General features: G+C 59.0%; 26 protein-coding genes. 3 read left to right on the top strand and 23 right to left on the bottom strand.

Annotated elements, in window-relative coordinates; translation table 11 throughout:
- Nucleotides 1–240: 240 nt before the first annotated feature.
- The 12 genes from ALB80_RS04520 to ALB80_RS04575 all read right to left on the bottom strand — a co-directional run bounded on the left by ALB80_RS04520 (nt 241) and on the right by ALB80_RS04575 (nt 9,965).
- A complete protein-coding gene (locus ALB80_RS04520) occupies nt 241–660 on the bottom strand; it encodes a hypothetical protein (RefSeq protein WP_050602833.1) in 420 nt (139 codons plus the stop codon).
- A complete protein-coding gene (gene ftsA, locus ALB80_RS04525) occupies nt 647–1,981 on the bottom strand; it encodes a cell division protein FtsA (RefSeq protein ID WP_050603019.1) in 1,335 nt (444 codons plus the stop codon). Before ftsA ends, ALB80_RS04520 begins: the two co-directional genes overlap by 14 nt.
- Before the next feature lie 8 nt (nt 1,982–1,989).
- Nucleotides 1,990–2,997 (bottom strand): cell division protein FtsQ/DivIB, encoded by a 1,008-nt coding sequence (locus ALB80_RS04530; protein WP_083445186.1) that lies wholly within the window; start codon nt 2,995–2,997, stop codon nt 1,990–1,992.
- Nucleotides 2,985–3,908, bottom strand: coding sequence for a D-alanine--D-alanine ligase (locus ALB80_RS04535; protein ID WP_157054139.1), 924 nt, complete (start codon nt 3,906–3,908; stop codon nt 2,985–2,987). Before ALB80_RS04535 ends, ALB80_RS04530 begins: the two co-directional genes overlap by 13 nt.
- Before the next feature lie 103 nt (nt 3,909–4,011).
- A complete protein-coding gene (gene murB, locus ALB80_RS04540; RefSeq protein ID WP_050602835.1) occupies nt 4,012–4,938 on the bottom strand; it encodes a UDP-N-acetylmuramate dehydrogenase in 927 nt (308 codons plus the stop codon).
- Nucleotides 4,935–5,228 carry a hypothetical protein gene (locus ALB80_RS04545; RefSeq protein ID WP_050602836.1) on the bottom strand — a complete coding sequence of 98 codons (294 nt, stop codon included), beginning with the start codon at nt 5,226–5,228 and terminating at the stop codon, nt 4,935–4,937. The genes murB and ALB80_RS04545 overlap by 4 nt, the downstream gene beginning before the upstream one ends.
- Nucleotides 5,229–5,249: 21 nt before the next feature.
- A complete protein-coding gene (locus tag ALB80_RS04550; RefSeq protein ID WP_050602837.1) occupies nt 5,250–5,516 on the bottom strand; it encodes a DUF2484 family protein in 267 nt (88 codons plus the stop codon).
- Complete coding sequence (locus ALB80_RS04555; RefSeq protein WP_050602838.1) at nt 5,513–5,761, bottom strand: DUF2484 family protein; 249 nt, start codon at nt 5,759–5,761, stop codon at nt 5,513–5,515. The genes ALB80_RS04550 and ALB80_RS04555 overlap by 4 nt, the downstream gene beginning before the upstream one ends.
- A 74-nt stretch (nt 5,762–5,835) precedes the next feature.
- Complete coding sequence (gene murC, locus ALB80_RS04560) at nt 5,836–7,245, bottom strand: UDP-N-acetylmuramate--L-alanine ligase (protein WP_050602839.1); 1,410 nt, start codon at nt 7,243–7,245, stop codon at nt 5,836–5,838.
- Nucleotides 7,242–8,339 (bottom strand): UDP-N-acetylglucosamine--N-acetylmuramyl-(pentapeptide) pyrophosphoryl-undecaprenol N-acetylglucosamine transferase, encoded by a 1,098-nt coding sequence (locus ALB80_RS04565; protein WP_050602840.1) that lies wholly within the window; start codon nt 8,337–8,339, stop codon nt 7,242–7,244. The genes murC and ALB80_RS04565 overlap by 4 nt, the downstream gene beginning before the upstream one ends.
- On the bottom strand, nt 8,339–9,502 hold the full coding sequence (gene ftsW / locus ALB80_RS04570) for a putative lipid II flippase FtsW (protein WP_050602841.1): 1,164 nt from the start codon (nt 9,500–9,502) through the stop codon (nt 8,339–8,341). Before ftsW ends, ALB80_RS04565 begins: the two co-directional genes overlap by 1 nt.
- A gap of 166 nt (nt 9,503–9,668) precedes the next feature.
- Nucleotides 9,669–9,965 (bottom strand): putative quinol monooxygenase, encoded by a 297-nt coding sequence (locus tag ALB80_RS04575; RefSeq protein WP_050602842.1) that lies wholly within the window; start codon nt 9,963–9,965, stop codon nt 9,669–9,671.
- A gap of 145 nt (nt 9,966–10,110) precedes the next feature.
- On the opposite strand from ALB80_RS04575, the gene ALB80_RS04580 reads away from it, so the two are divergent.
- Entirely contained in the window at nt 10,111–11,292 is a 1,182-nt protein-coding gene (locus tag ALB80_RS04580) for an NAD(P)/FAD-dependent oxidoreductase (protein ID WP_050602843.1), read from the top strand.
- A gap of 50 nt (nt 11,293–11,342) precedes the next feature.
- Here the strand turns inward: ALB80_RS04580 and ALB80_RS04585 are convergent, their stop codons facing one another.
- The 10 genes from ALB80_RS04585 to mraZ all read right to left on the bottom strand — a co-directional run bounded on the left by ALB80_RS04585 (nt 11,343) and on the right by mraZ (nt 21,533).
- Complete coding sequence (locus tag ALB80_RS04585; RefSeq protein WP_253276814.1) at nt 11,343–11,717, bottom strand: glycine zipper family protein; 375 nt, start codon at nt 11,715–11,717, stop codon at nt 11,343–11,345.
- A gap of 112 nt (nt 11,718–11,829) precedes the next feature.
- Entirely contained in the window at nt 11,830–13,224 is a 1,395-nt protein-coding gene (murD, locus tag ALB80_RS04590; protein WP_050602844.1) for a UDP-N-acetylmuramoyl-L-alanine--D-glutamate ligase, read from the bottom strand.
- Nucleotides 13,224–13,835 (bottom strand): hypothetical protein, encoded by a 612-nt coding sequence (locus tag ALB80_RS04595; RefSeq protein WP_050602845.1) that lies wholly within the window; start codon nt 13,833–13,835, stop codon nt 13,224–13,226. Before ALB80_RS04595 ends, murD begins: the two co-directional genes overlap by 1 nt.
- 16 nt (nt 13,836–13,851) lie before the next feature.
- Complete coding sequence (mraY, locus tag ALB80_RS04600) at nt 13,852–14,934, bottom strand: phospho-N-acetylmuramoyl-pentapeptide-transferase (RefSeq protein ID WP_050602846.1); 1,083 nt, start codon at nt 14,932–14,934, stop codon at nt 13,852–13,854.
- A 36-nt stretch (nt 14,935–14,970) separates the two neighbouring features.
- Nucleotides 14,971–16,365: a UDP-N-acetylmuramoyl-tripeptide--D-alanyl-D-alanine ligase gene (murF, locus tag ALB80_RS04605; protein ID WP_050602847.1), complete on the bottom strand. Its 1,395-nt coding sequence runs from the start codon at nt 16,363–16,365 to the stop codon at nt 14,971–14,973.
- Nucleotides 16,362–17,861, bottom strand: coding sequence for a UDP-N-acetylmuramoyl-L-alanyl-D-glutamate--2,6-diaminopimelate ligase (locus ALB80_RS04610; protein WP_050602848.1), 1,500 nt, complete (start codon nt 17,859–17,861; stop codon nt 16,362–16,364). Before ALB80_RS04610 ends, murF begins: the two co-directional genes overlap by 4 nt.
- 22 nt (nt 17,862–17,883) lie before the next feature.
- Nucleotides 17,884–19,671: a penicillin-binding protein 2 gene (locus ALB80_RS04615; protein WP_050602849.1), complete on the bottom strand. Its 1,788-nt coding sequence runs from the start codon at nt 19,669–19,671 to the stop codon at nt 17,884–17,886.
- Nucleotides 19,668–20,036 (bottom strand): cell division protein FtsL, encoded by a 369-nt coding sequence (locus ALB80_RS04620; RefSeq protein ID WP_050602850.1) that lies wholly within the window; start codon nt 20,034–20,036, stop codon nt 19,668–19,670. The genes ALB80_RS04615 and ALB80_RS04620 overlap by 4 nt, the downstream gene beginning before the upstream one ends.
- Nucleotides 20,033–21,025, bottom strand: a complete 993-nt coding sequence (rsmH, locus tag ALB80_RS04625; RefSeq protein WP_050602851.1) for a 16S rRNA (cytosine(1402)-N(4))-methyltransferase RsmH — start codon at nt 21,023–21,025, stop codon at nt 20,033–20,035. Before rsmH ends, ALB80_RS04620 begins: the two co-directional genes overlap by 4 nt.
- 4 nt (nt 21,026–21,029) lie before the next feature.
- Entirely contained in the window at nt 21,030–21,533 is a 504-nt protein-coding gene (gene mraZ, locus ALB80_RS04630; RefSeq protein WP_083445187.1) for a division/cell wall cluster transcriptional repressor MraZ, read from the bottom strand.
- Nucleotides 21,534–22,523: 990 nt separating this feature from the next.
- Between mraZ and ALB80_RS04640 the strand changes: the two genes are divergently transcribed.
- Nucleotides 22,524–22,748: a DUF1127 domain-containing protein gene (locus tag ALB80_RS04640; RefSeq protein WP_050603022.1), complete on the top strand. Its 225-nt coding sequence runs from the start codon at nt 22,524–22,526 to the stop codon at nt 22,746–22,748.
- 370 nt (nt 22,749–23,118) lie between these two features.
- Complete coding sequence (locus ALB80_RS04645; RefSeq protein WP_050602854.1) at nt 23,119–23,409, top strand: DUF1330 domain-containing protein; 291 nt, start codon at nt 23,119–23,121, stop codon at nt 23,407–23,409.
- Nucleotides 23,410–23,413: 4 nt separating this feature from the next.
- Here the strand turns inward: ALB80_RS04645 and ALB80_RS04650 are convergent, their stop codons facing one another.
- Nucleotides 23,414–25,810 (bottom strand): ATP-dependent helicase, encoded by a 2,397-nt coding sequence (locus ALB80_RS04650; RefSeq protein ID WP_050602855.1) that lies wholly within the window; start codon nt 25,808–25,810, stop codon nt 23,414–23,416.
- Nucleotides 25,811–25,926 lie beyond the last annotated feature (116 nt).

Genomic DNA, 25,926 nt, shown 5'->3' on the forward strand with positions numbered 1-25,926 from the left:
ACCACAAAATATGGAGGAAATAAGGCACGAACCGGCGGCATTTTGCAGGCTCTGCCAGATGTAGCGGAAACATCGGCGATCATCACAAGACACCCGACAGGCCGCGAAGGTCTTGCTACCCTTCACGCTCTGATAGATCGTCATTCACACTGCGGAAAACTGCTCAGGTCCTGCCGCGAGACCTCTGACGGGCCTTGTGGATATCTTGAGTGATAAATCGTCCTGCCGCAACCGGATTTTTCAACTGGTCGGGGCATTTGGGCAGTTCAAGCTGCTTTCCGTAATGCTGCGCACTTCTTGAATCTCTCCGTCCGCGAAGGAGGCGAGCCGCACCATCAGGCGGTCTTGGTGCAAGAAGGGCCACCAACAGACAGGAATTCCATCCGGGTCGTTGTCATAGAGAAAGCAGATCTGACCGTTTGGCGTGGTAATTTGCCCATAAACACAGCCACGCCCTTCTTCCCGCCAAACCGAGACGTGGCGGTTCAGAAATTGCTCGGTCCCGACCAGTTCTCCACTGCGAATCTCATAAAACATAAGTGTTTTGCCAACAGCCGCATCCAGAAATGCGTCCGGCGTGATCATGCTCTGGGCCATGGCCCAGCCGGGCAGCAGGGCAACGCTCAGCGCGGCCCCTCGCAGATGTTTACCAATTATCACGAAACCACCGCACGGCGCGCTTGAACGGGCGCGCAGCATAGGTGTCGACTGGGATCTCGAAGTCCCACCATTCATCCTGCGGGTGGGCCGCAAACAGGCTGAGACCCACGGCGGAGGAAAACGCAGGGCCCGTTGCCGATTGCGGCAGGCCATGTACACGCAGCGGGCGTCCCAGGCGCACGCGCTGCCCCAGAATGCGGGTAGCAAGCCCGTCCAGCCCCATGATCTGACTGCCGCCCCCGGTCAGAACGATCTGTTGGCTTGGCATATGTTCGAACCCGGCGGCATCCAGCCGCACTCGGACCTCTTCCAGAATTTCTTCGACGCGCGGACGCATGATTCCGATCAGCTCGGCCCGGCTGACAGTGCGACGGTCATGTTCCCAGTCGCCCGTGTCGCCACCAATGTCGATCATGTCCCGGTCATCGGCCCCGGTGGCGTGAACGCCCCCATTGAAGGTTTTGATCCGTTCGGCCACTGCCGCGGGCACACCCAGACCCATCGAAATGTCGCTGGTCACATGATCGCCGCCCATGCCGACGCAATCCGCGTAGATCATGTGTTTTTTCATGAAGATCGACACGCTGGTGGTGCCACCGCCCATATCGATACAGGCTGCGCCAAGCTCTTGTTCATCTTCGACCAACGCTGAAACGCCCGAAACATAGGCTGAGTTGGCAATGCCTGCCAGCTCAAGGTCACAGCGCTTGATACAGCGCACGATGTTCTGGATCGCCGTCGCATCGACAGTCAGCATATGCATATCGACCGCAAGGCTTTGGCCCATCTGTCCGCGCGGATCAATCAGGCCAGAACGGTTGTCCAGCGCAAAGTTCACTGGTTGCGCATGCAGTACTTCGCGTCCTTCGCCGTAATCGGGCACGTCGCAAGCGTTCAAAACGCGTCCAACCTCGGCCTCGGACACAAGCTGACCGTCAAGGTCCACCTGCGCGTCCAACCCGTATGAGCGAGGGTTGGCCCCAGAGAAACATGCAATCACGTGATCAACACGGATATCGGCCATTTTCTGCGCCGCCTGCAGCGCGGTGCGAATGGCGCGTTCGGTTTCCTGCATGGCGGTGACTTCGCCAAATTGCACTCCGCGAGAGCGCGTGGTCGCCGCTCCGATGACGCGGAACCCAGTCTGACCGGCCATCGAGCCGATGGTGTTGTCTTCACTCAGTCGGCCAGTGCCGTCAAAACGCAAGACAAGGCAGGCAATCTTGGAACTGCCCACATCCAGAATAGCGATCACACCGCGTTGTAAAGCCTGCCGCCGCATCTGCCGCATGGCACGTTGGGACTGATAAAGATCGGTCATCATTGTCGTTACTGCCCGTTACTCACATTCACTTTTGTATTCCACCAGTCTTCGCTGGCGGCTTTGGTCATTCGGATGGTTGGACGCTGGCCAAGGCGCATATCCACCACGGCCACGTCGCGTTCCAGAAGGTCCTGCACTTCGTTCACAGCAAGCACGCGCTCCAGCGCGCGCACCGGGCGGTCGGTCGGCAGCATGATGCGCTGACCGCGGTCCAGAACCAGATCCCAGCGCCGTTCGCCCACACGTACAAGCCCGCGCACGCGATTGCCCAGGCTGCGCGAAGTCCGGAATAGCTCGAGCGCTTCAGCCACATGGGCATCCGCGCCCCTGCCCGCAATCAACGGCAGGTCAACATGATCCTTGCGCGAGGGGGTTTCCTTGACATGGGCTCCGGTTTCATCCAGCAGTTCCAACCCATCGCGGGTGCGCCAGACGATCACGGGTTGCCGCTCGACCACATCCACTTGCAGGATGCCGCCCGGGCGGATGCGCACGGTTGCGGATTTCACCGGGTCCAGCCCAGTGATCGTGTCGCGCATATGCTCGACGTCCAGATCCCAGGAACTGATCGGGAAATCCAGAGGCACAACCTCGCGAATATCCTCGGACAGGCTGGTCCCTGCCCCATCGATGGCCATCAGATTGACCATGAATTCGGGGCGGTCCTGAATCGAGGTGCGGATATCGGCGGCAAAGGCCATGACAGCCTCGCGGCGCTCTTCCGAGGCGAAGTAAAGCCCTACGGCTGCCGCAAAGGCGCAGAGCGGCAGGCCCACTTTGACGCCCATGCGAATGCCCGGCGTCAGCATCCATCGCTGGAGCCGATAGCTGAGACGCGAAGGCGCCGGATCGCTGCGGCGCGCAGTGCGTGAAAACACCCGTGCCCCACGCAGGCGCAAAAGCGGCTCGGTCTCATGCGGTTCTGTGTCCGCCGAGGCGAAATCAGCATCCGGCCCCGAAAGGGGTTTGGACCGATGGATTTCCAACGAACGGCTGGCGGTCAGCGGTCGCATGTGGCGTCCTCCACCATCCAGGCGCAAAGCTGGCCGAATGTCATGCCCAGATGGGCGGCCTGTTCCGGGGCCAGCGATGTAGGCGTCATGCCGGGTTGAGTGTTGGTCTCCAGCAGAAACAGACCATCGGCGCCCATGCTGTCATCCCACCGAAAATCGGTACGGCTGACGCCCCTACATCCCAAGGCATCATGCGCCCGCCCTGCGTAGTCTATGCAGCGGTCGAAGATGTCTTGCGGAATATCAGCGGGCAGCACATGCCAAGACCCGCCGGGCTTGTACTTGGCATCATAATCGTACCAACCGCCATCAATCATGATCTCGGTCACGGTCAGGGCGCGGTCGCCCATCACGGTCACGGTCAGTTCGCGCCCTGCCACGTATTTTTCGACCATGATCTGATCGGGCATGTCTTCAGACAATTGCGGCGGGCCGTTAGCGTTTTCGTGCACGATGTAGATGCCGACGCTGGAGCCTTCGTTGTTCGGCTTGGCCACGTAAGGCGGTTCCAGCACGTGCGCTTCGATCACTGCAGTTTTCGGAACGATCAAACTGGGAACTACGGGCAGCCCTACGGCCTGATACACTTCCTTGCTACGCTGTTTGTCCATCGCCAGGGCCGAGGCCAGCACGCCAGAGTGCGTATAGGGAATCCGCATCCATTCCAGCAGACCCTGAACGCAACCGTCTTCACCCCAGCGGCCATGCAGGGCATTGAAAACCACATCAGGCTTGATGTCCAAAAGGCGCGCATAGAGGTCGGGACCTGCGTCCAGCTCGACCACTTCAAAACCTTCTCCCACAAGGGCGGCTGCGCATTCGCGCCCAGAACTGAGAGACACCTCGCGTTCCGCCGAGGGTCCACCCATCAATACCACCACTTTGGGGTTTGTCCTGCTCGACATACCCAACGTGCGCCTCAATGTCCCCGGACCTTATGTCTTGGTCCGTACTGCGTTTATGCCTTTGATCCGTCGCCTGAATTTGCCTGTTATTGGTCTGACGGTTGGGGCTTTATTCTTTCAGCGGATCTCCGACCCGCATGATTTCCCACTCTAGCGTGATGCCGCTTGTTTCGTAAACCTTTTTTCGCACTTCTTCACCCAGACCCTCAAGGTCAGCAGCGGTGGCGGTTCCAGTATTGATCAGGAAATTCGAGTGTTTGGGACTCATCTGCGCACCGCCAAGCGTCGCGCCACGCATCCCTGCATCGTCGATCACTTTCCACGCCTTAAGATCATGCACGTCATCCGCCTGACCTGTCGAGGAAAACCCCGCCGGGTTGCGAAAGGTCGACCCTGCGCTACGGTCCTTGGTCGGCTGGGTTTCGTCGCGCTTTTTCAGCTGCGCTTCCATGCGGGCATGGAGGTCTTCGGGACTGCCCGACGGGCCTTCAAACGTGGCGGAAACTAACACTGCTCCTTCGGGCAGGTCTGTTTGCCGATAGCGGAAATTTAGGTCATCCGGCGTGAGGTTCAGAACCTCACCGCACCTTGTGACAATGGTGGCCTTTTGCAGCACATCCGCTGTGTAGCTGCCATAGCATCCCGCGTTCATCCGCACTGCCCCACCGATCGAGCCGGGGATGGTCCTCAGAAACGTAAGGTCCACCCCCGCATCCGCTGCCTTGCGTGCCACATGGGCATCCAGCGCGGCAGACCCGGCAGTGACGGTGGTTCCGTCGACCTCAATCCTGTTGAACCCACGCCCCAACCGGATCACCACAGCGCGCAGGCCACCATCCCGCACGATCAGGTTCGAACCAACCCCCATTGGGAAGACAGGAACATCTGACGGAAGATCACGCAGAAACGCCTGCAGGTCTTCGAGGTCGGCAGGTTGGAACAGGTAGTCCGCCGGGCCGCCAACACGCAGCCAGGTGAGGTCGTTCAGCGGGCGTGCCGAGTTCAGGCGCCCCCGAACTTCAGGCAGGTTGCTCATGCGTTTGACTTTGCGGCCAGCCCGCGCCCGCCAACGCCGCCGGCGATCACAGCAAGCAGGAAGGGCAGGACCGAGCCGGTCAGCCAGACGAAGGGTCCGAATGCCTGTTCCTCTTCACCTGTTCCGACGCCCGCCAGCATTACGATCAGCACCAAGGCACCAGCCGAGGTCAGGCCGATGAGCCATAACAAACCCCTGATTCCGATCCAACGCCCAGCAACAAACCCGGCAACAGCGCCAAGGATCAAAGAAATGAGCGGCAGATAAGCGAAAGTGGCGATGTCGACCATGGAGCCTCCTGAAAACGACCGTTACTTACTGGCCGCCTTCATGCCCTGCATTTTTGTCTTTGTCCAACGGGTCAGGTAAATCATCGGCCAGCGCAGCATTGACATGCCCATCCCCAGCACCAACAGGCCGATCCACGGGCCGTGCTGGTACGTGACATAGCCCAGGATCGGGATTCCCACGGCGATCAGGATGTAAGCCCGTGTCCAGTGGTTATCCTTGCTGGGGATCATCGCAAGGATATTTGCAGACAAGCCCCAAAGAGCGGCCAGAGCGAGGGACCAGCTCATTCTGCCACCTCTCGGCCCGTCCATTTGCGCCAGTAATAACGGATCGGGTTGCGGAACATCGACACGAAGCCACCAAAGGCAAGAACAGACCAAACCCAGCCATGGCCATATCCCAACCAAACGATCAGAACCGGCGCGCAGATTAAAAGGACGATCCCCGGAGGGAATTGCAGCCGCATCGGCAGCATCGCCACAACGGTCGCACAGATCACCCAGAGGGCCGCAAAGATTACGGAATAATCCATTTCCCCTCCTAAGGTCGGTGATGGCGGGTAGCAGGTTGGTTCACCCTATGGTTGCACACCAATGGACCGGAATGTCAAACAGCTTGTTTTCTTAACAGTCTCTCGGGCAGAGCATTGGCCCAGGCGCTGATCGTACCGGCCCCAAGGCAAACGACCATGTCTCCTGGACGGGCCTGTTCCCGCACCAAGCGCTCAAGATCGTTTTCGTCCAACAGCGCCCGTGCGTGGCGGTGGCCATGGCGGATCAACCCCTGCACCAGATCGTCGCGGGAGGCCCCTTCGATCGGCTCTTCACCAGCCGCGAAGATATCAGCGATGGCCACGACATCGGCGTCGTTAAAGCAGGTGCAGAAATCGTCGAACAGGTTGGACAGGCGTGAGTAGCGGTGAGGTTGGTGAACGGCGATGACGCGGCCTTCGGTCGCTTGGCGCGCAGCCTTTAGGACAGCAGCGATTTCGACCGGATGATGGCCGTAGTCATCGATGATGGTGACACCGTCAACTTCTCCAACCTTGGTGAAGCGCCGATTGACCCCGCCAAAATTGGCCAGGGCCTCGCGAATTTCAGTCGCTTTCATACCCAGATGGCGCGCGACAGCCACAGCAGACAGCGCGTTCGAGACGTTATGATCACCGGGCATCGGCAGGGTGCAGCCTTCGATCACCTTGTCTTCGTATTGCAGGTGAATGTCGAAATGGGCGACACCGCCTTTGTAGGTCAGGTTTTCCGCCCGCACATCGGCCTGTGCATTGAACCCATAGGTGCGCACGCGGCGGTCGGCGATACGACCAACCAGAGCCTGAACCTCGGCATGGTCAGTGCAGCAGACAGCGAGGCCATAGAATGGCAGGTTCGAAACAAACTCGTGGAAACCGTCCCGCAATCTGTCGAAATCGCCCCAGTGCTCCATATGCTCGGGGTCGATATTGGTGACGATGGCGATGGTAGCGGGCAGACGGTTGAACGAGCCGTCGGACTCGTCTGCCTCAACCACCATCCATTCGCCCTGCCCCATGCGTGCATTCGAGCCATAGGCGTGGATGATGCCGCCATTGATTACAGTCGGGTCGAAATCTCCCGCCACCATGAGTTCCGCCATCATCGTGGTCGTGGTGGTCTTGCCGTGCGTGCCGGCAATGGCGATGTTCGAGCGCAAGCGCATCAACTCGGCCAGCATGTCGGCCCGGCGAACGACGGGCAGCCCTTGCGCGCGCGCTTCATCCAGTTCCGGGTTGCCCGGTTTGATCGCGGTCGAGACGACCACAACGGCCGCGTTTTCCAGGTTTTCGGCCCGTTGTCCGACAAAAATCTCTGCGCCCAAACTTGCCAAGCGGTCGGTGATCTTGGAAGTCTTGAGGTCCGAGCCCTGCACCCGGTACCCCAAATTGAGAAGAACCTCGGCGATCCCGGACATCCCGATCCCTCCGATCCCAACAAAGTGAATCGGTCCTACGTCTTGCGGCAGTTTGGTTGCAGGATTCATGCGGTCTCCTTCTGCGCCAGTTGTTCGACAAGATGCACCAGACGCTCGGTCGCGTCGGGGGCACCGGTCGAAAGGGCGGCATGGGCCATTTTCTGTGCGGCTTCGGGGTTGGTCAGAACCGTGGTGATTTGATGCGTCAATGCGTGAACGTCAAGGGCGTTTTCGGGGACCATGATCGCACCGCCAGCCTGTACCAGTCCGCGCGCATTGGCGGTTTGGTGATCTCCGGCGGCGGCGGCAAACGGGACCAGGATCGAGGGTCGCCCAATGACGGAGATATCTGCAACACTGGACGCGCCCGAGCGCGAGATCACCAACTGTGCATCCGACATGCGACGGGGCACGTCAGCGAAAAAGGTCTGAACTTCGGCGCGGATGCCATGATCATTGTAGAACGCTGTAACGCGCGCACTGTCCTCATCCCGCGCCTGATGCGAAACACGGATGTGGTTACGGATGTTTTCAGGCAAGGCGGCAATGGCCTCGGGCACCACGTCGCTCAGGATACGCGCACCTTGTGAGCCCCCCATGACCAAAATCGACATCGGGTAGTCGCCGGGCGGGATGTATCCGGCGGCAGCGCGGTCCAGTACAGCGGCGCGCACCGGGTTGCCGGTGTGGACGCCCTGCGCCCCTTCGGGCAAGTCCGTTGGCCAGACACCGCAAGCAACCTGCGCAACACGGGTGGCGAAAAGCTTGTTCACACGGCCCAGCACACCGTTCTGTTCGTGGATCATGCGTGGGATCTTTAGCAGTGTTGCCGCGCCCAACGCAGGGATCGACGGATACCCGCCAAACCCAACAACCACGTCGGGCTTATCACGCATCATCTGGAACGCCATGCTGGTTACACCGCCCACGATCTTTGGGCCGACCAGCGCCTTGGCTGCCAAACCGCCGCGCGCGAAGGTAGCCGAGGACACCTCGGTAATCTCGGTCGCATCCGGGAAGCCACCGGTATAACGCGCACCGCGTGGATCGGTGGACAGGCGCACCCGCCAGCCCTTCTGCAGCAAAGCCTCGGCCAAGGCCTGAGCGGGGAACATGTGGCCCCCGGTTCCGCCAGCCGCAATCAACAGGTAAGGGCTCCCCATTATCCTCGTCCGCGTAAAATATCGCCAAGTTCGCCCTGAGGGCGGGTTCGGGTGAAGGCCAATAACATGCCAATCGCAATGCCGCCCGCAATCAGGGACGACCCGCCATAGCTGACAAACGGCAACGTCATGCCCTTGGCGGGCAACAGGCGCACGGCGACACCCATATTGATCATCGCCTGAACTCCAAACATGCAGGCCAGACCAGTGCCGGCCAGTCGGATGAACATGTCGCGTTCGCGCATCAGGCGAAGCAGAGACCGCACCACGATCAGTGAGTACACCGCAATAATGATCAGCACCAGGATCAGGCCATATTCCTCGGCCGCAACCGCAATGATGAAGTCGGTATGGGCATCGGGCAGAGACCATTTCACCTGCCCCTCACCCACGCCAACGCCGAACAGCCCGCCTTCGCGGATAGCATTGGTGGCATAGCCCAACTGGGTGGTCGGATCGACCTCTTGGTTCAGGAAGCCATCGATGCGGCGGGCGAAGTGTTCGGAGTTTGAATAGGCAAACATACCGCCCAATACGACCGCCCCTGCCATGCCGACGAGCAGAAGCATTGGGGCCCCCGCCACAAAATACATCACACCCCAACCGAACAGGATCAGGCAGGCCTGACCGAAATCGGGCTGCATCACCAGCATCCCGACAATCGCCATACACAGTGCAAAGGACCAAATCCGCCCCGGAGGGCCGTTAATCTGTTGCGAGGCAGCCAACAGCCAAGCGGCCACGACAATGAAACCGGGCTTCAAGAACTCGGACGGCTGCAGCGAGGCGAAGCCCAGCGAATACCAGCGCACAGCACCCTTACCAAAGTCGGTCCCGAAGACCGGCAGAAAGACCAGCGCCACAAATGACGCCAGAAACCCAAGAACGGCCAAACGCCGCACCAAGGTCGGAGACATCATCGATGTCAGCAACATCGCGATCAGCGCCAATCCGCCGAAGATGGCCTGACGCTCGACATAATGGAAAGGATCGAACCCGTTGCGCCCAGCCAGCGGAGGGGATGAGGCCAGCCCCAGCAACAACCCGATGGTAAAAAGAATCAGAACGCAGGACATCGTCCAGCGATCAATTGTACGCCACCACTTCGGTAGAATCGGTTCTCCGCGCTGGTCCTGGACCGCGCCATACACCATCTCAGTCATGAGATACCGCCACTCTCTGCCTCGTTCACGTCCCGTTTTCGGGATCTGATTGAGAGTTTACAGGGTATTTTGCGTTTGGGCTAGTAGGATGACAGAGCCATTGCCAAAATTACCCCCAGGACCAATGATCTGAAAACTGGCACTTGAACTTCAACAGAGTCTTGGATCACGAACCAACAAGATCGTAGTGCTTGATGGTTCTGGATTCGACCAGTTCAGCTTCAGCGGGATCGATATGCGGGCTTGTGTAATCCTCGCCGACGAATGCTTTCAGCGCGTCCAGGCTGTTCCAAACCATGACAAAACTGAATTCGCGCGGCGAATCCGAGCGCGGCGCGCCCGGCAGAACCTGCACGATACCTTCGGTGTTTTGCATCAAAGGTATCGCGGTCTCGCGGAAGAATTTCGAGAATTCGGCCTCTTTACCGGGTCGCACCGTGACTTGGAAAATGCGCATGATCATTGCGGGACGCTCCTTTGCAATAGACAGATTTGGGGTCCTTCGTGAAAGGAGTTTACCACAAGGCTGTCGCTTCTGATGAACTGACGCCCGGTCTGCCAGCGTGCTGCCTCTTGCCATCCGAACCAATCCACGCCATCCCCCGCCCATGACCTACGACACGATCATCCTTGGCGCCGGGGCAGCCGGCATGATGTGCGCAGCCTTTTGCGGCGGGCGCGTGCTGGTGATCGACCACGCCAAGGCACCGGGCGAGAAAATACGCATCTCGGGCGGTGGGCGCTGTAACTTTACCAACATGTATGCGGGGCCCGGCAACTTCCTGTCGCAGAACCCGCATTTCTGCAAATCCGCGTTGGCGCGCTATACCCAATGGGACTTCATCGATCTGGTCGGTCGGCACAACATCCCATGGCACGAGAAAACCTTGGGGCAATTGTTCTGCGACGGGTCTTCGAAACAGATCATCCAGATGTTGCTGGACGAGATGGGCAATGCAGGAGCCGAGCTGTGGGTGCAAACCTCGCTAAGGGATCTTCGCAAACAGGAAGGCGGATTTGCGCTGGAGGTAGAACGTGAGGGACAACGCCAACACCTGACCTGCGCCAATCTGGTGCTGGCCACGGGCGGCAAATCGATCCCCAAGATGGGCGCGACCGGGTTGGCCTATGACATTGCCGGGCAGTTCGGCTTGCGCATGACCGATACGCGCGCCGCGCTGGTACCGTTCACCTTCCCGGATGGTCGGTTCAAGGACCTGTCCGGTGTTTCCCTGCCCGCACGGTTGTCAAACGACCGCACCAGCTTTGACGAGGCGCTGCTGTTCACGCATCGCGGCCTGAGCGGGCCGTCGGTGTTGCAGCTGTCGTCTTACTGGAACGAAGGCGAAACGATCCGGGTGAATCTGATCCCCGAACTGCCGCTGTTCGATCTTCTGCGCACCCAACGACAGAGCGCGGGCCGCAAGGCGTTGACAACAGAGCTGGCGCGCCATTTGCCTGCGCGTCTTGTCGACCATCTTCGTCAGGTCATTCCCATGTCCGGGAACCTAGCCGACCAATCGGACACAAAACTGTCTGCATTGGCCGCGTCTTTAGCCGACTGGCGGCTGGTGCCGTCAGGAACCGAAGGGTATCGCACGGCTGAGGTGACACTGGGCGGGATCGACACCGACGATCTGTCCTCAAAAACGATGGAGGCCAAGGATGTCCCTGGCCTCTATGCGATTGGCGAAGCGGTGGATGTCACCGGCTGGTTGGGCGGCTACAATTTCCAGTGGGCATGGTCCTCGGGCCATGCTGCTGGTGTTGCTATTGCCGCCAAAAGCTAAACGACACTTCCGATAGCGCGGCCTTAGCCGACACCTGAGATCGCGCGGCCCTAGCCGACGACGTTATACCCGCGACCGCGCATACAGTTGCGCACGATGACTTCTTTGTTCTGGTTCTTGTTGATCACGTCCGCACCGGCACCCACAAGCGCGCCTGCAACAGCTGCACGACCCAGATTGTCGCTGCTGTCCTGAACGATTCCAGTGACGGCAGCCGCACCCGCCGCACCGATGGCAGCGTTCCCAGCTGTGGACCCATCAACGGACGCCTGCGACGCGGCCAGTTGCTGACACTGCTGCAGATCAACATTGTAGTTCGGACCAATTGGACCATCGACAATAGGTTGGTAATTGGCACCGGTGTTGGTGCACGCCCCAGCCACCAGGATGGCAGGCAGGATCATAGAAAGTTTACGGAATGGCATAGTCATGACCTCGTTTTGAAACTCTGCAAGGCAAAAACCAATAATCATGGCGCGTCAAGCTGATAGGCCGCCAGCTTCCCTCAACCGGCGGTCATTTGCAACCAGAGGTCGGCTACACCCTTTTTCGAACCTCGGCGACAAAGTCATCACCGCGCTGCTCGAAGTTGTCATACTGATCGAAGCTGGCCGCTGCCGGCGCCAGCAACACGGTGTCACCCGCTTCGGCATCCTTCATCGCCTGCGACACGGCGGCCTCCATCGTGGTACAAACCTGCGCGTCAGCATCAAGCTGCATCGCAAAACCAGCCGCTTCGCGACCAATCACATAAGCCTTGATGACCCGGTCCGCTGCCGCGTTCAGGGCTGAGATACCGCCCTCTTTCTCAAGCCCACCGCAAATCCAACGGATATTCTTGAACGCGGTCAGCGCTTTCAAAGCGCTGTCGACATTGGTCGCCTTGGAGTCGTTGACGTAAGTGACCCCATCTGTCTCGGCAATGATCTGGCTGCGGTGTGGCAGGCCCGGATAGGAGTGTAGCGCATCCTCGATCACGCGCGGGGCAAGGCCAAGCGAGCGGCAGGCGGCATAAGCCGCACAAGCGTTCTGATGGTTATGCGCACCCGGCAGGCCCTTGATCATGCGCAGGTCGATGGAGCCTGCCTGCCGCCCTTTGCGGTATTCCGACAGGAAGCCCTTGCGGGCAAAAACCTGCCAGCCCGGACCGGTCAGTTTGCGCGCAACCGAGATACGGATCACCCGGTCATCCGCTGGCCCTTCGGCCAGTTGTCCCGCCAAAAATGCGCCCTCGGTTTCGTCAATGCCGATGATCGCACGATCCGGTCCGCCTTCGGCAAAGAGGCGCCGTTTGGCCGCGAAGTAGCCCCCCATCCCACCATGACGGTCCAGATGGTCGGGCGAGAGATTGGTAAACACCGCCACATCTGGGGTCAGCGCACGGGCCAGTTCCGTCTGATAGCTGCTGAGTTCCAGCACCACCACCGAGCCGTCACCGCCCGGATCGATATCCAGAACCCCGCGCCCGATGTTTCCCGCCAGCTGCGCCTCGCGTCCGGCCTCGGTCAGAATGTGATGGATCAGCGCAGCCGTTGTGGATTTTCCATTCGATCCCGTGACAGCGATCACGCGCGGCGGTGTGTCGTAATTGTGCCATTCCGGTCCGGCAAAGGAGCGGAAGAACAGGCCGATGTCATTGTCCACCGGCACGCCAGCGTCCAGGGCTGCGGCCACCACAGGGTTCGGTTCGGGATAGAGATGCGGAATGCCCGGTGAGACGATCAGCGAGGCGATGTCGTCAAACGCCCCATGCTTGCGCAGGTCAGCGCAGGCGAAGCCCTCGCCTTCGGCCGATTCACGGGCTGCCGGGTTGTCGTCCCAGCACACTGGCTCGGCCCCGCCCGCACGCAGGGCACGCGCAGTGGCCAGGCCGGAGCGGCCCAACCCCAGAACGGCCACTTTCTGCCCTGCAAAGCCTTTGATCGGGATCATTAGGGGGTCACCTTTTTAAGATTACCGAAGATCGTGAAATCACCAACAGCTACGACCCCGCCAATAATAAACAGCAACGAAATGAAAAACGATAGTATTTGTACGCTTACTGCCTCGCGGTCGTAGCGACCACTCAATTGAGTAAGCCTGTAGCCAACTACTAATGCTGCGGAGTTTGCAACGTGAAGGAACGCGACCAATACTACAAACGCGGTGATCAAAAACACACGGATATCAAAGCCAACACAGGCCAAAAAAATCAGTGTGAAAAATACCGCAATAGCGAGCCACAACGCTTGATCAATAGTACGATGAGAAGACTTACTATTGGGCCACCTTGTATTTACGCAATTGTGAAGCACAACTATGGGGATTGACACAACGATAGCCACAGCGGACAAAACCAAAGCGGCAATGATCACCCCCCAGTACGAACTGCACAGATCAAAAAGCCCAAGAGTGTTGTAAAAGAACAAGCTAAGGGTGCCTTTCCCAGGTGAAACGCTTTCCCAAAATTTTATAAAAATTACAGCCAACCCTGCCGACTGTAGCCCAGCCGCGATGGCGTAAAGCCGTTCGCGCTTACACAATTCCATTTGATCGCAAGCCATTCCGCGTTGTCTTTAACTACCGCACTTTCAACGTCGCCAGACCGATCATCGCCAGGATCAGCGAGATGATCCAGAAGCGGATGACGATCGTGGGTTCCGCCCAGCCTTTTTTCTCATAGTGATGATGGATCGGGGCCATCAGAAAGACCCGCTTTCCGGTGCGCTTGAAGTAGAGGACCTGAATGATCACGCTCAGCGCCTCGACCACGAACAGACCTCCGACCACGGCCAGAACCAGCTCGTGCTTTGTGGCCACGGCGATTGCGCCCAATGCGCCGCCCAAGGCCAGCGATCCGGTGTCGCCCATGAACACCGCCGCGGGTGGGGCGTTGTACCACAAAAAGCCCAAACCGCCTCCGAACAGGGCAGCCGTGAAAATTAGAATCTCGCCGGTTCCAGGCACGTAGTGCACGTCCAGATATTCGGTGAAGTCAACGCGCCCGACCGCATAAGCAATGATCCCAAGGGTCGTCGCGGCAATCATCGCGGGCATGATGGCCAGCCCATCCAGACCGTCGGTCAGGTTCACCGCATTGGCGGCCCCCACGATCACGACGACCGTGAACGGGATGTAGAAAAGTCCCAGATTGACCAGAGTGTCCTTGAACACCGGCACCGCCAGCTGGTTCTGAAGCGCTTCAGGATGATGCAGCGACGCCCAGAGCGAGGCCAGAACTGCAATAATGACGCCCAGCGCCAGGCGCATCTTGCCCGAAACGCCCTTGGTATTCTGTTTCGACACCTTGGCGTAGTCATCCGCAAATCCGATAGCCGCATAAGCCAAGGTCACAAACAGCACCATCCAGACATAAGGATTGTCCCAACGCGCCCAGATCAGGGTCGACGTCACCAGCGCGCCGACGATCAGCAGCCCACCCATGGTTGGCGTACCTGCCTTGGAAAAATGCCCTTCGGGACCGTCGTCGCGGATCGGCTGTCCTTTGCCTTGTTTCTTGCGCAGCACATTGATCAAGGGTTTTCCGAACAGGAACCCAAAGATCAGCGCCGTCATGAAGGCACCGCCAGCGCGGAAAGTGATATAGCGGAAGAGGTTCCAGAAATCCCCACCGTCCGACAGGGCGGTCAACCAATACAGCATGACAATACCTTTCTCACACGCGGCGTCTGGGCGCGATCACCCATCAAGCGCGCTCCCTTGCCCCATTTTGCGCAGACCGTCAACAATCGCAGCCAATGTCATGCTGAGAGAGCCTTTTGCCAGCACCGTGTCGCCATCGCGGATCAGTGCGGGCAAGTGTTCGGTCATCTCAGCACTGGTTTCGAACCAGAGCCCGCGTTTGTCATCGGGTAGCGCTTGGTGCAGGGCCTGCATCAGCGGTCCAATGCAATGTACCTGATCCACCTGCGCCATGGCTGCAGCGTCCGCCATCGCGGCGTGCATCACCTCTTCTTGCGGGCCCAGTTCTTTCATATCGCCCAGAAATGCGATGCGACGGGTACCTTGCGAGGCGGCCAACACATCCAGCGCGGCCTCCATCGAGGTTGGGTTGGCGTTATAGCTGTCATCCAGAAGTTCGATCTGACCACCCCCGGACAGCGGCAAGCTTTCGCGTACACCGCGACCCTTGACCGGCGACCACGCACGCAGACCCGAGATGGCTTGATCCAGATCGACACCCAGTTCCACGCATGCTGCCAGAGCCCCAAGCGCGTTCATGGCAAAATGGGTACCGGCAGAGTTGACCTCAAAGCGGATGAGTTGATCGCCGACCACTGCCTGGGCGTTCACTGTGTTGGCCCCTTGCTGCGCATCGGTCAGCCGGTAATCTGCAGCATTGCAGCCGAAATCGACGATCCCGGCGCCGTGATCCTGCGCAGTCTGACGCAGGATGTCAGCGTGTTCTATATCTGCATTGACGATCGCGGCTCCGCCAGGCTCCAACCCCTCGAAGATCGCCGCTTTCTCATGAGCGATGCCTGTGACGGACTCGAAGGCTTCCAAGTGCACCGCAGCCACGGTTGTGACCAGCGCCACGTGCGGTCGGGCCTGTTTTGCCAGCGGGGCAATCTCGCCCGGGTGGTTCATGCCGATCTCTATCACGGCAAACTCAGTATCACGCGGCATCCGCGCCAAAGTCAGCGGTACGCCCCAATGGTTGTTGTAGCTGGCCACGCTGGCGTGGGTTTTGCTTTGCGTTTCGAGGATCGTCGCCAGCATTTCCTTGGTCGAGGTCTTGCCGACGCTGCCCGTCACACCCAAAACGCGCGCATCAGTTCTAGCTCGTGCCGCCTGCCCCAACGCTTCAAGACCGGCCTGCACGTCATCAACGATCAGCAGAGGCGCCCCATCCGGGACATCTTTGGGAATGTGAGAAACCAGCGCCGCCCCTGCGCCTTTTTCCAGTGCCTGCGCCACAAAATCATGACCGTCCCGCGCGGCTTTCAGCGCCACGAACAAATCGCCAGGCTGGATTGTGCGCGTATCAATGGACACACCATTGGCAATCCAGTCACTCGTAGCCTGACCGCCAGTAGCCTCAGCGGCCTCGGATGCTGTCCAGAGCGTCATGCGACCCTCCCGTCCAGCGCGGCGACCGAGATGCTGGCCTGTTCAACGTCATCAAAAGGCAGAACCTGATCCCCGACGATCTGACCGGTTTCATGTCCCTTACCAGCAATCAGCAGCGCATCGCCCGGTTGCAGCGCGTCGATGCCGCGTAAAATAGCCTCGGCGCGGTCGCCAACCTCAGTCACACTGGCCTGATCTGCGGCCTCAAGCGCACCTTCCATGACGGCCGCACGGATGGCGGCAGGGTCTTCACTGCGCGGGTTGTCATCGGTGACAAACACCACATCAGCATGGTTGGCCGCCGCCTTGCCCATCAAAGGTCGTTTCGTGGCGTCTCGATCCCCGCCTGCCCCGACGATAGCGATCAGTCGCCCCATCACATGCGGGCGCAGCGCCTTGAGGGCGGTGGCCACGGCGTCGGGCGTGTGGGCGTAATCCACAAAAACCGTTGCACCATTATCGCGCGTTGCGGCCAGTTGCATCCGCCCCCGCACGGTCGTCAGATGCGGCAGGGTTTCAAAAACCTGCTCTGGGCTGTCGCCTGCGGCGATGACCAGCGCGCAGGCCAGCAGGATGTTTTCCGCCTGGAACCCACCGATCAGGTTCAGGCGGGTCTGGAACGTTCGGCCCTGCCAGGAAAACCGAAGGTCCTGCCCGGTGGCGTCAAACCGTTGATTGATCAGGCATAAATCGGCGTCACCCAAACCAACGGTCAGAACCGATTGACCCCGAGATTTTGCGACCCGCTGGACCTGAGCGCCTTTGGGGTCGCTCAGATTGATCACCGCTGTACCATCTTGCAACAACACACGGTCGAACAGACCGGCCTTGGCGGCGAAATACGCCTCGAAGGTTTCGTGATAGTCCAGATGGTCTTGAGTGAAGTTGGAAAACCCTGCGGCTGTCAGGTGCACACCATCCAGACGGCGCTGTTCCAGACCATGGGACGAAGCCTCCATCGCGGCGTGGGTCACGCCATTCTCAGCCGCCTCTGCCAGACAGCGATGCAGGGTGATCGGCTCAGGTGTGGTGTGGGCCAGCGGCGCGGTCCAGGCTCCCTCGACCCCGGTGGTGCCAAGATTCACGGCGGCATGGCCCAGCTCGGCCCAGATTTGGCGCACAAACGTGGAAACAGAGGTTTTGCCATTGGTCCCGGTGACAGCGACGATGGTTCGCGGTTGTGCGCCAAACCACAATGCGGCTGCCCCGGCCAGCGCTTGACGCGGGTCTTCAACCACTACCAGTGCCGCGCCTGATTCACCCAGCTCGGCCTCAGCTATCTCGGCCCCTTCGGCATCGGTCAGGATCGCAGCGGCCCCCATGCGCAGGGCAAACTGGATGAACTTACCGCCATGAACGCGCGTGCCGGGAAGGGCCGCAAACAGGAAGCCGTCTTTCACCTCGCGGCTGTCGACGGCCAGACCTGTAATGCCGGGGTTTGCGCCCCCGCGTGCAGTCAGGGCCAGTTGGTTAAGTTTCTTTGTCCTTGTGCCCATGACCCACCTCTTGCCGGACAGCCTAGTTTGAGGTCAGCGTTATAGCAGCGCCCGCCTCAGGCTCAAGCCGGGGACGCAGGCCCAGCAAGGGCGCGACGCGACTAATAAGTTCGGCGGCGACCGGCACGGCAGTCCAGCCCGCAGTGCGGCGCTTTTCGCCATATGCCACGATCGAAGGCTCGTCCAACGTGACGATCAGAACGTATTTCGGATCATAGGCCGGGAAGATTGTCGCAAAGGTCGCGATGACCTTGTCATCGTAATACCCGCCGCGCGGCTTGGGCTTGTCCGCCGTACCAGTTTTGCCGGCCACATCGTAACCCTTAACCTCGGCAAAGCTGGCGGTGCCGTCTGTTACCACTTTGCGCAGCATTTTCTGTGCCTGGCGCGCGGTGTTTTCCGACAATACGCGAGGGCCGTATTGCGGGCCGTTTTTACGCAGAATGGTCGGGCTGACATAGTGCCCGCCATTGGCAATGGCAGCGTACCCGGCGGCCAGATGCATTGGGCTGGTCGATAGACCATGGCCGTAGGAAATGGTCACTGTGCTCAGCTCGCCCCATTTCTTGGGCCTGAGCGGCACCCCACCCTTGGCCTCGACAATTTCAAACGGTGTCGGGTCGAACATGCCCAGCGTATTCAGGAATTCCTGCTGCCGCTGCGCACCAATCTGCAAGGCAAGACGGCCCGTGCCCCGGTTCGAGCTGTGTACGATCACATCCGCAACGCTGATTTTGCCGTAATTCTTGCCGTTGAACTCTCCAATGGGAAAGCGACCGATCTTCATCGGGCCTGATGTGTCGATGATGGTATTGGAATTCACCAGCCCCAGCTGAACAGCCTGCGCCGCAGTGAAAATCTTGAAGACCGAACCCAATTCGTACACACCTTGCACGTACCGGTTGAACAGCGGGCTGTCTGATGGATCAAAACCCGAAGTCGGCGGGCGCGGGCGGTCGTTCGGATCAAATGAAGGCAGAGACGCAGCCGACACGACCTCGCCCGTATGCGCGTTCATCAAAACAGCCGACGCGCCCTTGGCGTTCATGATCTTCATGCCGCCATACAGCACCTGTTCAACAGCCGCCTGAATTGTCAGGTCCAGCGACAATTGCAGCGGCTTGTTGCCGTTGGCCGGGTCACGCAGATAGTCGTCGAACTGTTTCTCTACACCTGCCACACCGATCACTTCGGCAGCGCTGACGCCTTCACGACCAAAACCGGACCCGCCCAGAATATGCGCGGCAAGCCTGCCGTTGGGATAAAGACGCATTTCGCGCGGACCAAACAGAATGCCCGGATCGCCGATGTCATGGACGGCCTGCTTCTGCTCGGGCGAGATACGTTTCTTGATCCACAGGAACTTGCGCTTACTGGTGAAATCCTTGACCAAACGCTCTTTGTCCAGATCAGGGAAGATTGCCACCAGCTGATCTGCAGCGGCAATCGGGTCGATCATCAATGGCGGCTGCGCGTAGACCGAATACGTGTCCAGATTGGTCGCCAGAATACGCCCTTCGCGGTCAACGATATTGGCACGCTGCATGGCAATTGCCGCACCCGGCGCACTTGCCACGGGCTCTTGCGCCTCGGACGTGGCCAGCATTCCCATGCGGACACCAACAACCGAGAAGGCGCAGAAGAAGAACAGCCCCAGCACCAATAGGCGCCCTTCGGCGCGGGCGCGGGCACGGTCTTTCATGTCTTCGTGGCGTTTACGGATGTTTTCCCGCTCGATCGCCTTGGGGTTTTCGCCCCGGGCGCGAGCGTCGAGGATTCGGGCCAGCGGGCGCAACGGCGTGCGAGTCATGGAATCTGCACCTCGCCCAAAGCCTGAATGTCTGTGATGGCCTGCAGTTCAATCGGATCCACGATGGGCAGATCGGGGTCTTCGGCATAGGCAATCTGGTCGGCACGCCCGAATTGTTCTGCCCGCAGCGGCAGCAGAGCCAGGCGTTCAAAGTTCAAATCTGCCAACTCGCGCAGCCGGTCGGGGCGGTTCAGATAGGCCCATTCGGCGTTCAGGACAGCCAACCGAACCTGCGCCATGCCGATCTCGCGCTGTAGTTTCTGTGTTTCCTTCACCACCTGCTGGGTGCGGTAGTTTTCCTGATAGGCCCAAATCGCCAATCCAAAAACGGACAGAGCGGTCAACACATATAAAATACTCTTCATCTTGCCCTTCCCCCCAATTGCGGCATTCCAATCGCGCGGGCCTCAATTTCTCCTGATGGTGCCTCGGTTCGGGTTGCCACGCGCAGCTTGGCCGAGCGCGCGCGGGGGTTTTCCTGCAGTTCCTGCTCATCCGGCCCTACGGCCTTACGGGTTTTCAGCGTGAATTGCGGCTGATCCTGCTCGATTTCGGGCGCATATCGGTTCGCACGCCCTGTCTTGCCCGCGCGGGACTGAAAGAACCGCTTTACCATCCGATCCTCGATGGAATGGAAGGTCACCACGGCCAGTTGCCCGCCTGGCTTCAACGCCCTCTCCGCCGCCATCAATCCTTGAAACAGCTCTTCATATTCGGCATTCACAGCGATCCGCAGCCCTTGAAAGCTGCGCGTCGCCGGGTGCGATTGCCCTGGCTTGGGTCGCGGCAAGCAGGATTCGATGATCCCGGTCAGGCGCAAGGTCGTGGTGATTGGGTCTTCGGCCCGCGCCTTGACGATGGCTTTGGCGATTCGACGACTTGCGCGCTCCTCGCCGAAATGGAACAGGATATCAGCCAGTTGCGCCTCACTCGCCGCGTTGATCAAATCCGCTGCGCTTTCACCCTCCTGGCTCATCCGCATGTCCAATGGGCCGTCCTTCTTGAAGGAAAAGCCCCGTTCGGCCTGATCCAGCTGCATAGAAGACACACCGAGATCCAGCACAACGCCGTCCAGATCCTGTGCGTATTCGTCCATCCGCGAGAACACACCGGGCTGCATCACCAGCCTGTCGCCATACTCTCCGGCCCAATCCGTGGCCATTTCAAAGGCTAGTGGGTCACGGTCCACGCCGATGACCTTGTCAGCCCCCGCATCTAACAACCCGCGCGTGTACCCGCCTGCCCCAAAGGTGCCGTCCAACCAAACGCCGGACACCGGAGACACCGCAGCCAGCAATGGACGCAGCAAAACAGGAATATGAGGTTTATCGGAGGGAGGGACAGCGCCGGACATGCCGTCACGCGTCCCCGACGCCATCGAGATAGACCATCGGGTCGAAATCGTCGGGCAGATCGTCCATCCATTCTTCGGCTTTGGCCAGTTCCTCGACTTCGTAGGTCTCGGGCTTCCAAATCTGGAACGTGTCACCGGCAGCGATAAAGAAGGCCTCGCTCTCCAGATCGATCTTGGTGCGCAGCTTGGCGGGCAGAACCAGACGCCCGGTTTCATCCACGTTTGTCGGGAAGGACTGACCGTGGAACATGCGTTGCAACATTTTGCGCTCCATCGAGCCACGCGGAAGCGCGTCGATTTTGGCATCGACCTCGTCAATCGCCTGCATGGTATAACATTCAAGGTATTTGCGACGGTGATCGCCGTACACAATCACGAGTTCAGGATTGTCACCAGGCTGCCAGTTGGGATCGGAAGCTTCAAGCACACGGCGAAACGAGGCCGGGATCGAGACCCTGCCCTTCGTGTCCACCTTATGGTGGCTTTCACCTCTAAACCTGCGCGCCAAGACGACTGTCCCTTTCGCTTGCGCCCCACTTAAAATTCACGTCCCCAGAAGGTAAAAACGGCGGGTTGATCTGCTGCCACTGATCAACCCGCCGCATTGACCCGCTTTGCGGGATGTCCAGCTGCACGCGCCACCTGGGGGGATGTCTGCTCGCCCGCGCGCCGGATCTCTTGATTGATGAAAGCGAGATGCCTGTATGAAACCTGATTAGTATTTTTGGTTCGGGGTCGTTTGGCGCCCCTGCTGCCTCGTCCTCATCGGATGTATAAGGGATGCCATGGGAATTCATGGAAATCAATAGGAAATTTTTTGATCGTGTCGCTTGAAGCACGGCACATCTATACTGAAACGGAAGAAATTCGGCATCAATACACCATAATTAGAAGCGAACCGCCCAACAATATCAACATATAGAAAAAACGCACCGGCGAAAATTTCCCACGTTTTCCCAAAAAAATTTGAGATTTCTTATTCGGACTGGATTTTCTGGCCCACTGCAAGCAACCGGCCCATAGAATCGACTAAAGCAAAAGGGGGTTCTAGGTGTCATTTCCCCACCTACACCAACACCGCCCACGATTTCCCATACGCAGTCACTTGCGACCGCAAAAGCGAGTCTCCGACCTGCCTCCACCCCGGAAAACTGGAATCAACGAGACGATGCTACGCCTCCAAAAGGCCAGTCGTTGGTGCCCTCCGACACTTCAATGATCTGATGCCAGCATTTCACATCGCATAAATTCACGCCGAACATGCTCAATTCAAAGGCACCCCACCGCGTGGCGTTTTTCCAGGCGCTGACGGTGCCTCAGACAATACCTATATTTCAAAGGCGTATTTCACCGCCACGAAAAACCCGAACCAATCTATGCATTTGCTGCATGGCAGCATTGACGATGTGACCTATTGTGCAATCGCAGCATTTGCCTATTTTCAATCTCAAGCAAGGGCCGAGTGATATCGGTAACACAAGACAGACGGATGATGAAAATGGCAGTCGCAGGCACACATACAGCACATAAAAGCACAACGGCGTTTGGATTGGCCGCATTGGTTGAGACCGCCAAGACCCGTTTTGTGCGCTATCGCATGTATCGCCAGACAGTTAACGAACTGTCCGGGCTGTCAAATCGTGAACTGACCGATCTGGGCCTGCACCGCTCGATGATCCGCCGGGTCGCGTTGCAGGCCGCAGAAGACCACACCGCGCGTTAAGCGCAAACAGATACAGAGATCAGGCCCTTCCTCCTCCCTTTGGGTCTGTAATCAGCGGCAACGTCTTTCCTCCTCCCTGACGTTGCCGCACCTTATACCGGCCTCAAGATGCTGGAACCTGATACATCAGGGCTCTCCTCCTCCCTGCCTTGATGTTGAAAGCGCGCGGCGACGCATTCCTCCTCCCTAGCGTCGCCGCGTCTTCCTCATACCGGGCTCAGACCCGGGTTCGCATACGTCAGGGCTCTCCTCCTCCCTGCTCTGATGTTGACAAGACGGCGGTTCCCTTCCTCCTCCCTGGGAACCGCCGTTTTTTGTTTTTTCGACACTGGTGTAAGATGGCCTTCTGATTTCTGATCCGGAGGACGCCATGGCAGCCTATTTCATCGCGCAGATCGACATCCACGACCCTGACGGGTATCAGGATTATCTGGCGGGCTTCATGCCAATCTTTGACCGCCACGGAGGCCGCTTGCTGACGGTCTCGTCGAAATCGGTCGAACAGATTGAAGGCGGTTGGCCGGAAGGTGGAATTGTGCTGATGGAGTTTCCAGACCTTGCCGCGGCGAAAGCCTGGAAAGACGACCCCGATTACATCGAGCTAGCGAAGATCCGGCAAGCCACCGCCTCGACCAACCTGGTTCTGGTCGAAGGGATCTGACACCTCAGAACGGGACGTCATCCTTGTTGGCCAGGAACCGCGAGACGACTTTCTTGGTTCCCGCCTTGTCAAAATCGACCTCGACCTTGTCGCCCTCGATCCCGATCACCGCGCCATAGCCGAATTTCTGATGGAAAACACGCTCACCCAGCGTGAAACTGGCCAATGCGGTGGCGTCAATCACCGTACTCCGGCTTTCTTTCGGCTGCGACATGCCATATTGACCTTGCCGCGCCTGCAACCGTTTCCAGCCTGGTGAGTTGTAGACATTGGCTTCGGCTGCGCGGGTTTCGATTCCCGCGGTCCGGTGCCCGCCGCCATAAAGACCAGGGGGCGTCAGCACCTCAACGTGGTCTTCCGGCAATTCATCGATGAAGCGCGAAGGCATGGAGTTCTGCCATTGCCCGAACACCCGCCGATTGGCAGCAAAGGAAATCGTACATACCTCTTCAGCGCGGGTGATGCCGACATAGGCCAGACGGCGCTCTTCCTCGAGCCCTTTGAGGCCGGATTCGTCCATTGACCGTTGCGACGGGAACAAGCCGTCCTCCCACCCCGGCAGGAAGACAACTGGGAATTCAAGCCCCTTGGCTGCGTGCAGGGTCATGATCGACACCTTCGCTCCGTCGCTGTCTTGTTCGTTGTCCATGACAAGGCTGACATGTTCCAGAAACCCTTGCAGGTTTTCGAAATTGTCCAGCTGGTTGACCAGCTCTTTCAGGTTTTCCAGACGCCCCGGCGCTTCGGGAGTCTTGTCGTTCTGCCAATGAGAGGTATAGCCGGACTCGTCGAGAATGATCTGCGCCAGTTCGATATGCGTATGTTCGGGCGCGCCGAACCGCATGGGGGATATCCCGTCATCGATCACCGAATCGTCTTCGACTTCGATCCGGGGGCCGCGCGTCATCGCGTTCCACCGGGCCAGCCCATCGATCAACTCGCGCAGCGCTTTGCCGCCCTTCCCCTTGATCAACCCGTTATCGACCGCGATCCGCGCGCCCTCGACCAGAGGCACCCCGTTCTCACGCGCTGTCATCTGTATGGTTTGCTGGGCCTTGTCGCCAAGGCCGCGTTTCGGGGTGTTTACGATGCGCTCAAAGGCAAGATCATCCTCAGGGCTGACGACCAGCCGGAAATAGGCCATGGCATCGCGGATCTCCATCCGCTCATAGAATCGCGGGCCGCCGATCACCTTGTAGGGCAGACCGATGGTCAGGAACCGATCTTCAAACGCGCGCATCTGGTGCGAGGCGCGTACAAGGATAGCCATCTCATCAAGGTTCACAGGGCGTATACCGCGCGTGCCGCCCTGCATCGCGTCGATTTCTTCGCCGATCCAGCGGGCCTCTTCCTCGCCATCCCAATGGCCTATCAGGTTGACCTTGTGGCCATCATCCGCATCAGTCCAAAGCTCTTTGCCCAGACGGTTTTCATTGCCCCGAATAACGTTCGATGCAGCCGCCAGAATATGCGGGGTCGAGCGATAGTTCTGCTCCAGTCGCACCACATATGCGCCAGGGAAGTCCTTTTCGAACCGCAGGATGTTGCCTACCTCGGCCCCGCGCCAGCCATAGATCGACTGATCGTCATCACCCACGCAGCAAATGTTTTTGTGCCCCCCGGCCAGCAACCGCAGCCACAGGTATTGGGCGACGTTTGTGTCCTGATACTCATCCACAAGGATGTAGCGGAACCAGCGCTGGTATTGCTCCAACACGTCCGGGTGGGTCTGGAAGATCGTGACCACGTGCAGCAGCAGGTCGCCGAAATCCACCGCGTTCAACTCACGCAGACGGGTCTGGTATTGAGCATAAAGCTCAATGCCTTTGTTGTTGTAGGCCCCGGCATCTGCGGTTGGCACCCTATCCGGTGTCAGTGCGCGGTTCTTCCAATCGTCGATGATCCCCAGCAGCATCCGCGCTGGCCAGCGTTTGTCATCGATATTGGCGGCCTGTACCAGTTGTTTGAGCAGGCGAAGCTGATCATCAGTATCCAGAATGGTGAAATTCGACTTCAAGCCAGCCAGCTCCGCATGGCGGCGCAACAGCTTGACGCAGATCGAATGAAACGTGCCCAGCCACGGCATCCCTTCGGCAGGCTGACCCAGCAGGCGACCGACCCGTTCTTTCATCTCGCGCGCGGCCTTGTTGGTAAACGTCACCGACAGAATCTCATTCGGACGGGCCCGCACCGTATTGAGCAAATGCGCGATCCGGGCTGTGAGGGCCTTGGTCTTGCCTGTCCCTGCCCCGGCCAGCATTAGAACCGGACCGTCCAGACGCTCAACTGCGTCCCGCTGCGCCGGGTTCAACTCATCCAGGTAGGGCGAAGGGCGCACGGCCATTGCCCGCGCCGACAGCGATGCGCCTTCGAAGGCGTCCATTTCGTCAAAACTGCTCATGAATCCAAACTACGCCGGATGCGCGCCGAGTGAAAGAGTTTGTTCACGGCTTGTTCACAAGCTTTTCGCACTTCTTTTTCCATTCAATCCTAAACAAATACGCCGCTGCCCTGAGC

Source organism: Ruegeria sp. 6PALISEP08, assembly GCF_001238295.1.
Classification (GTDB): domain Bacteria; phylum Pseudomonadota; class Alphaproteobacteria; order Rhodobacterales; family Rhodobacteraceae; genus Ruegeria.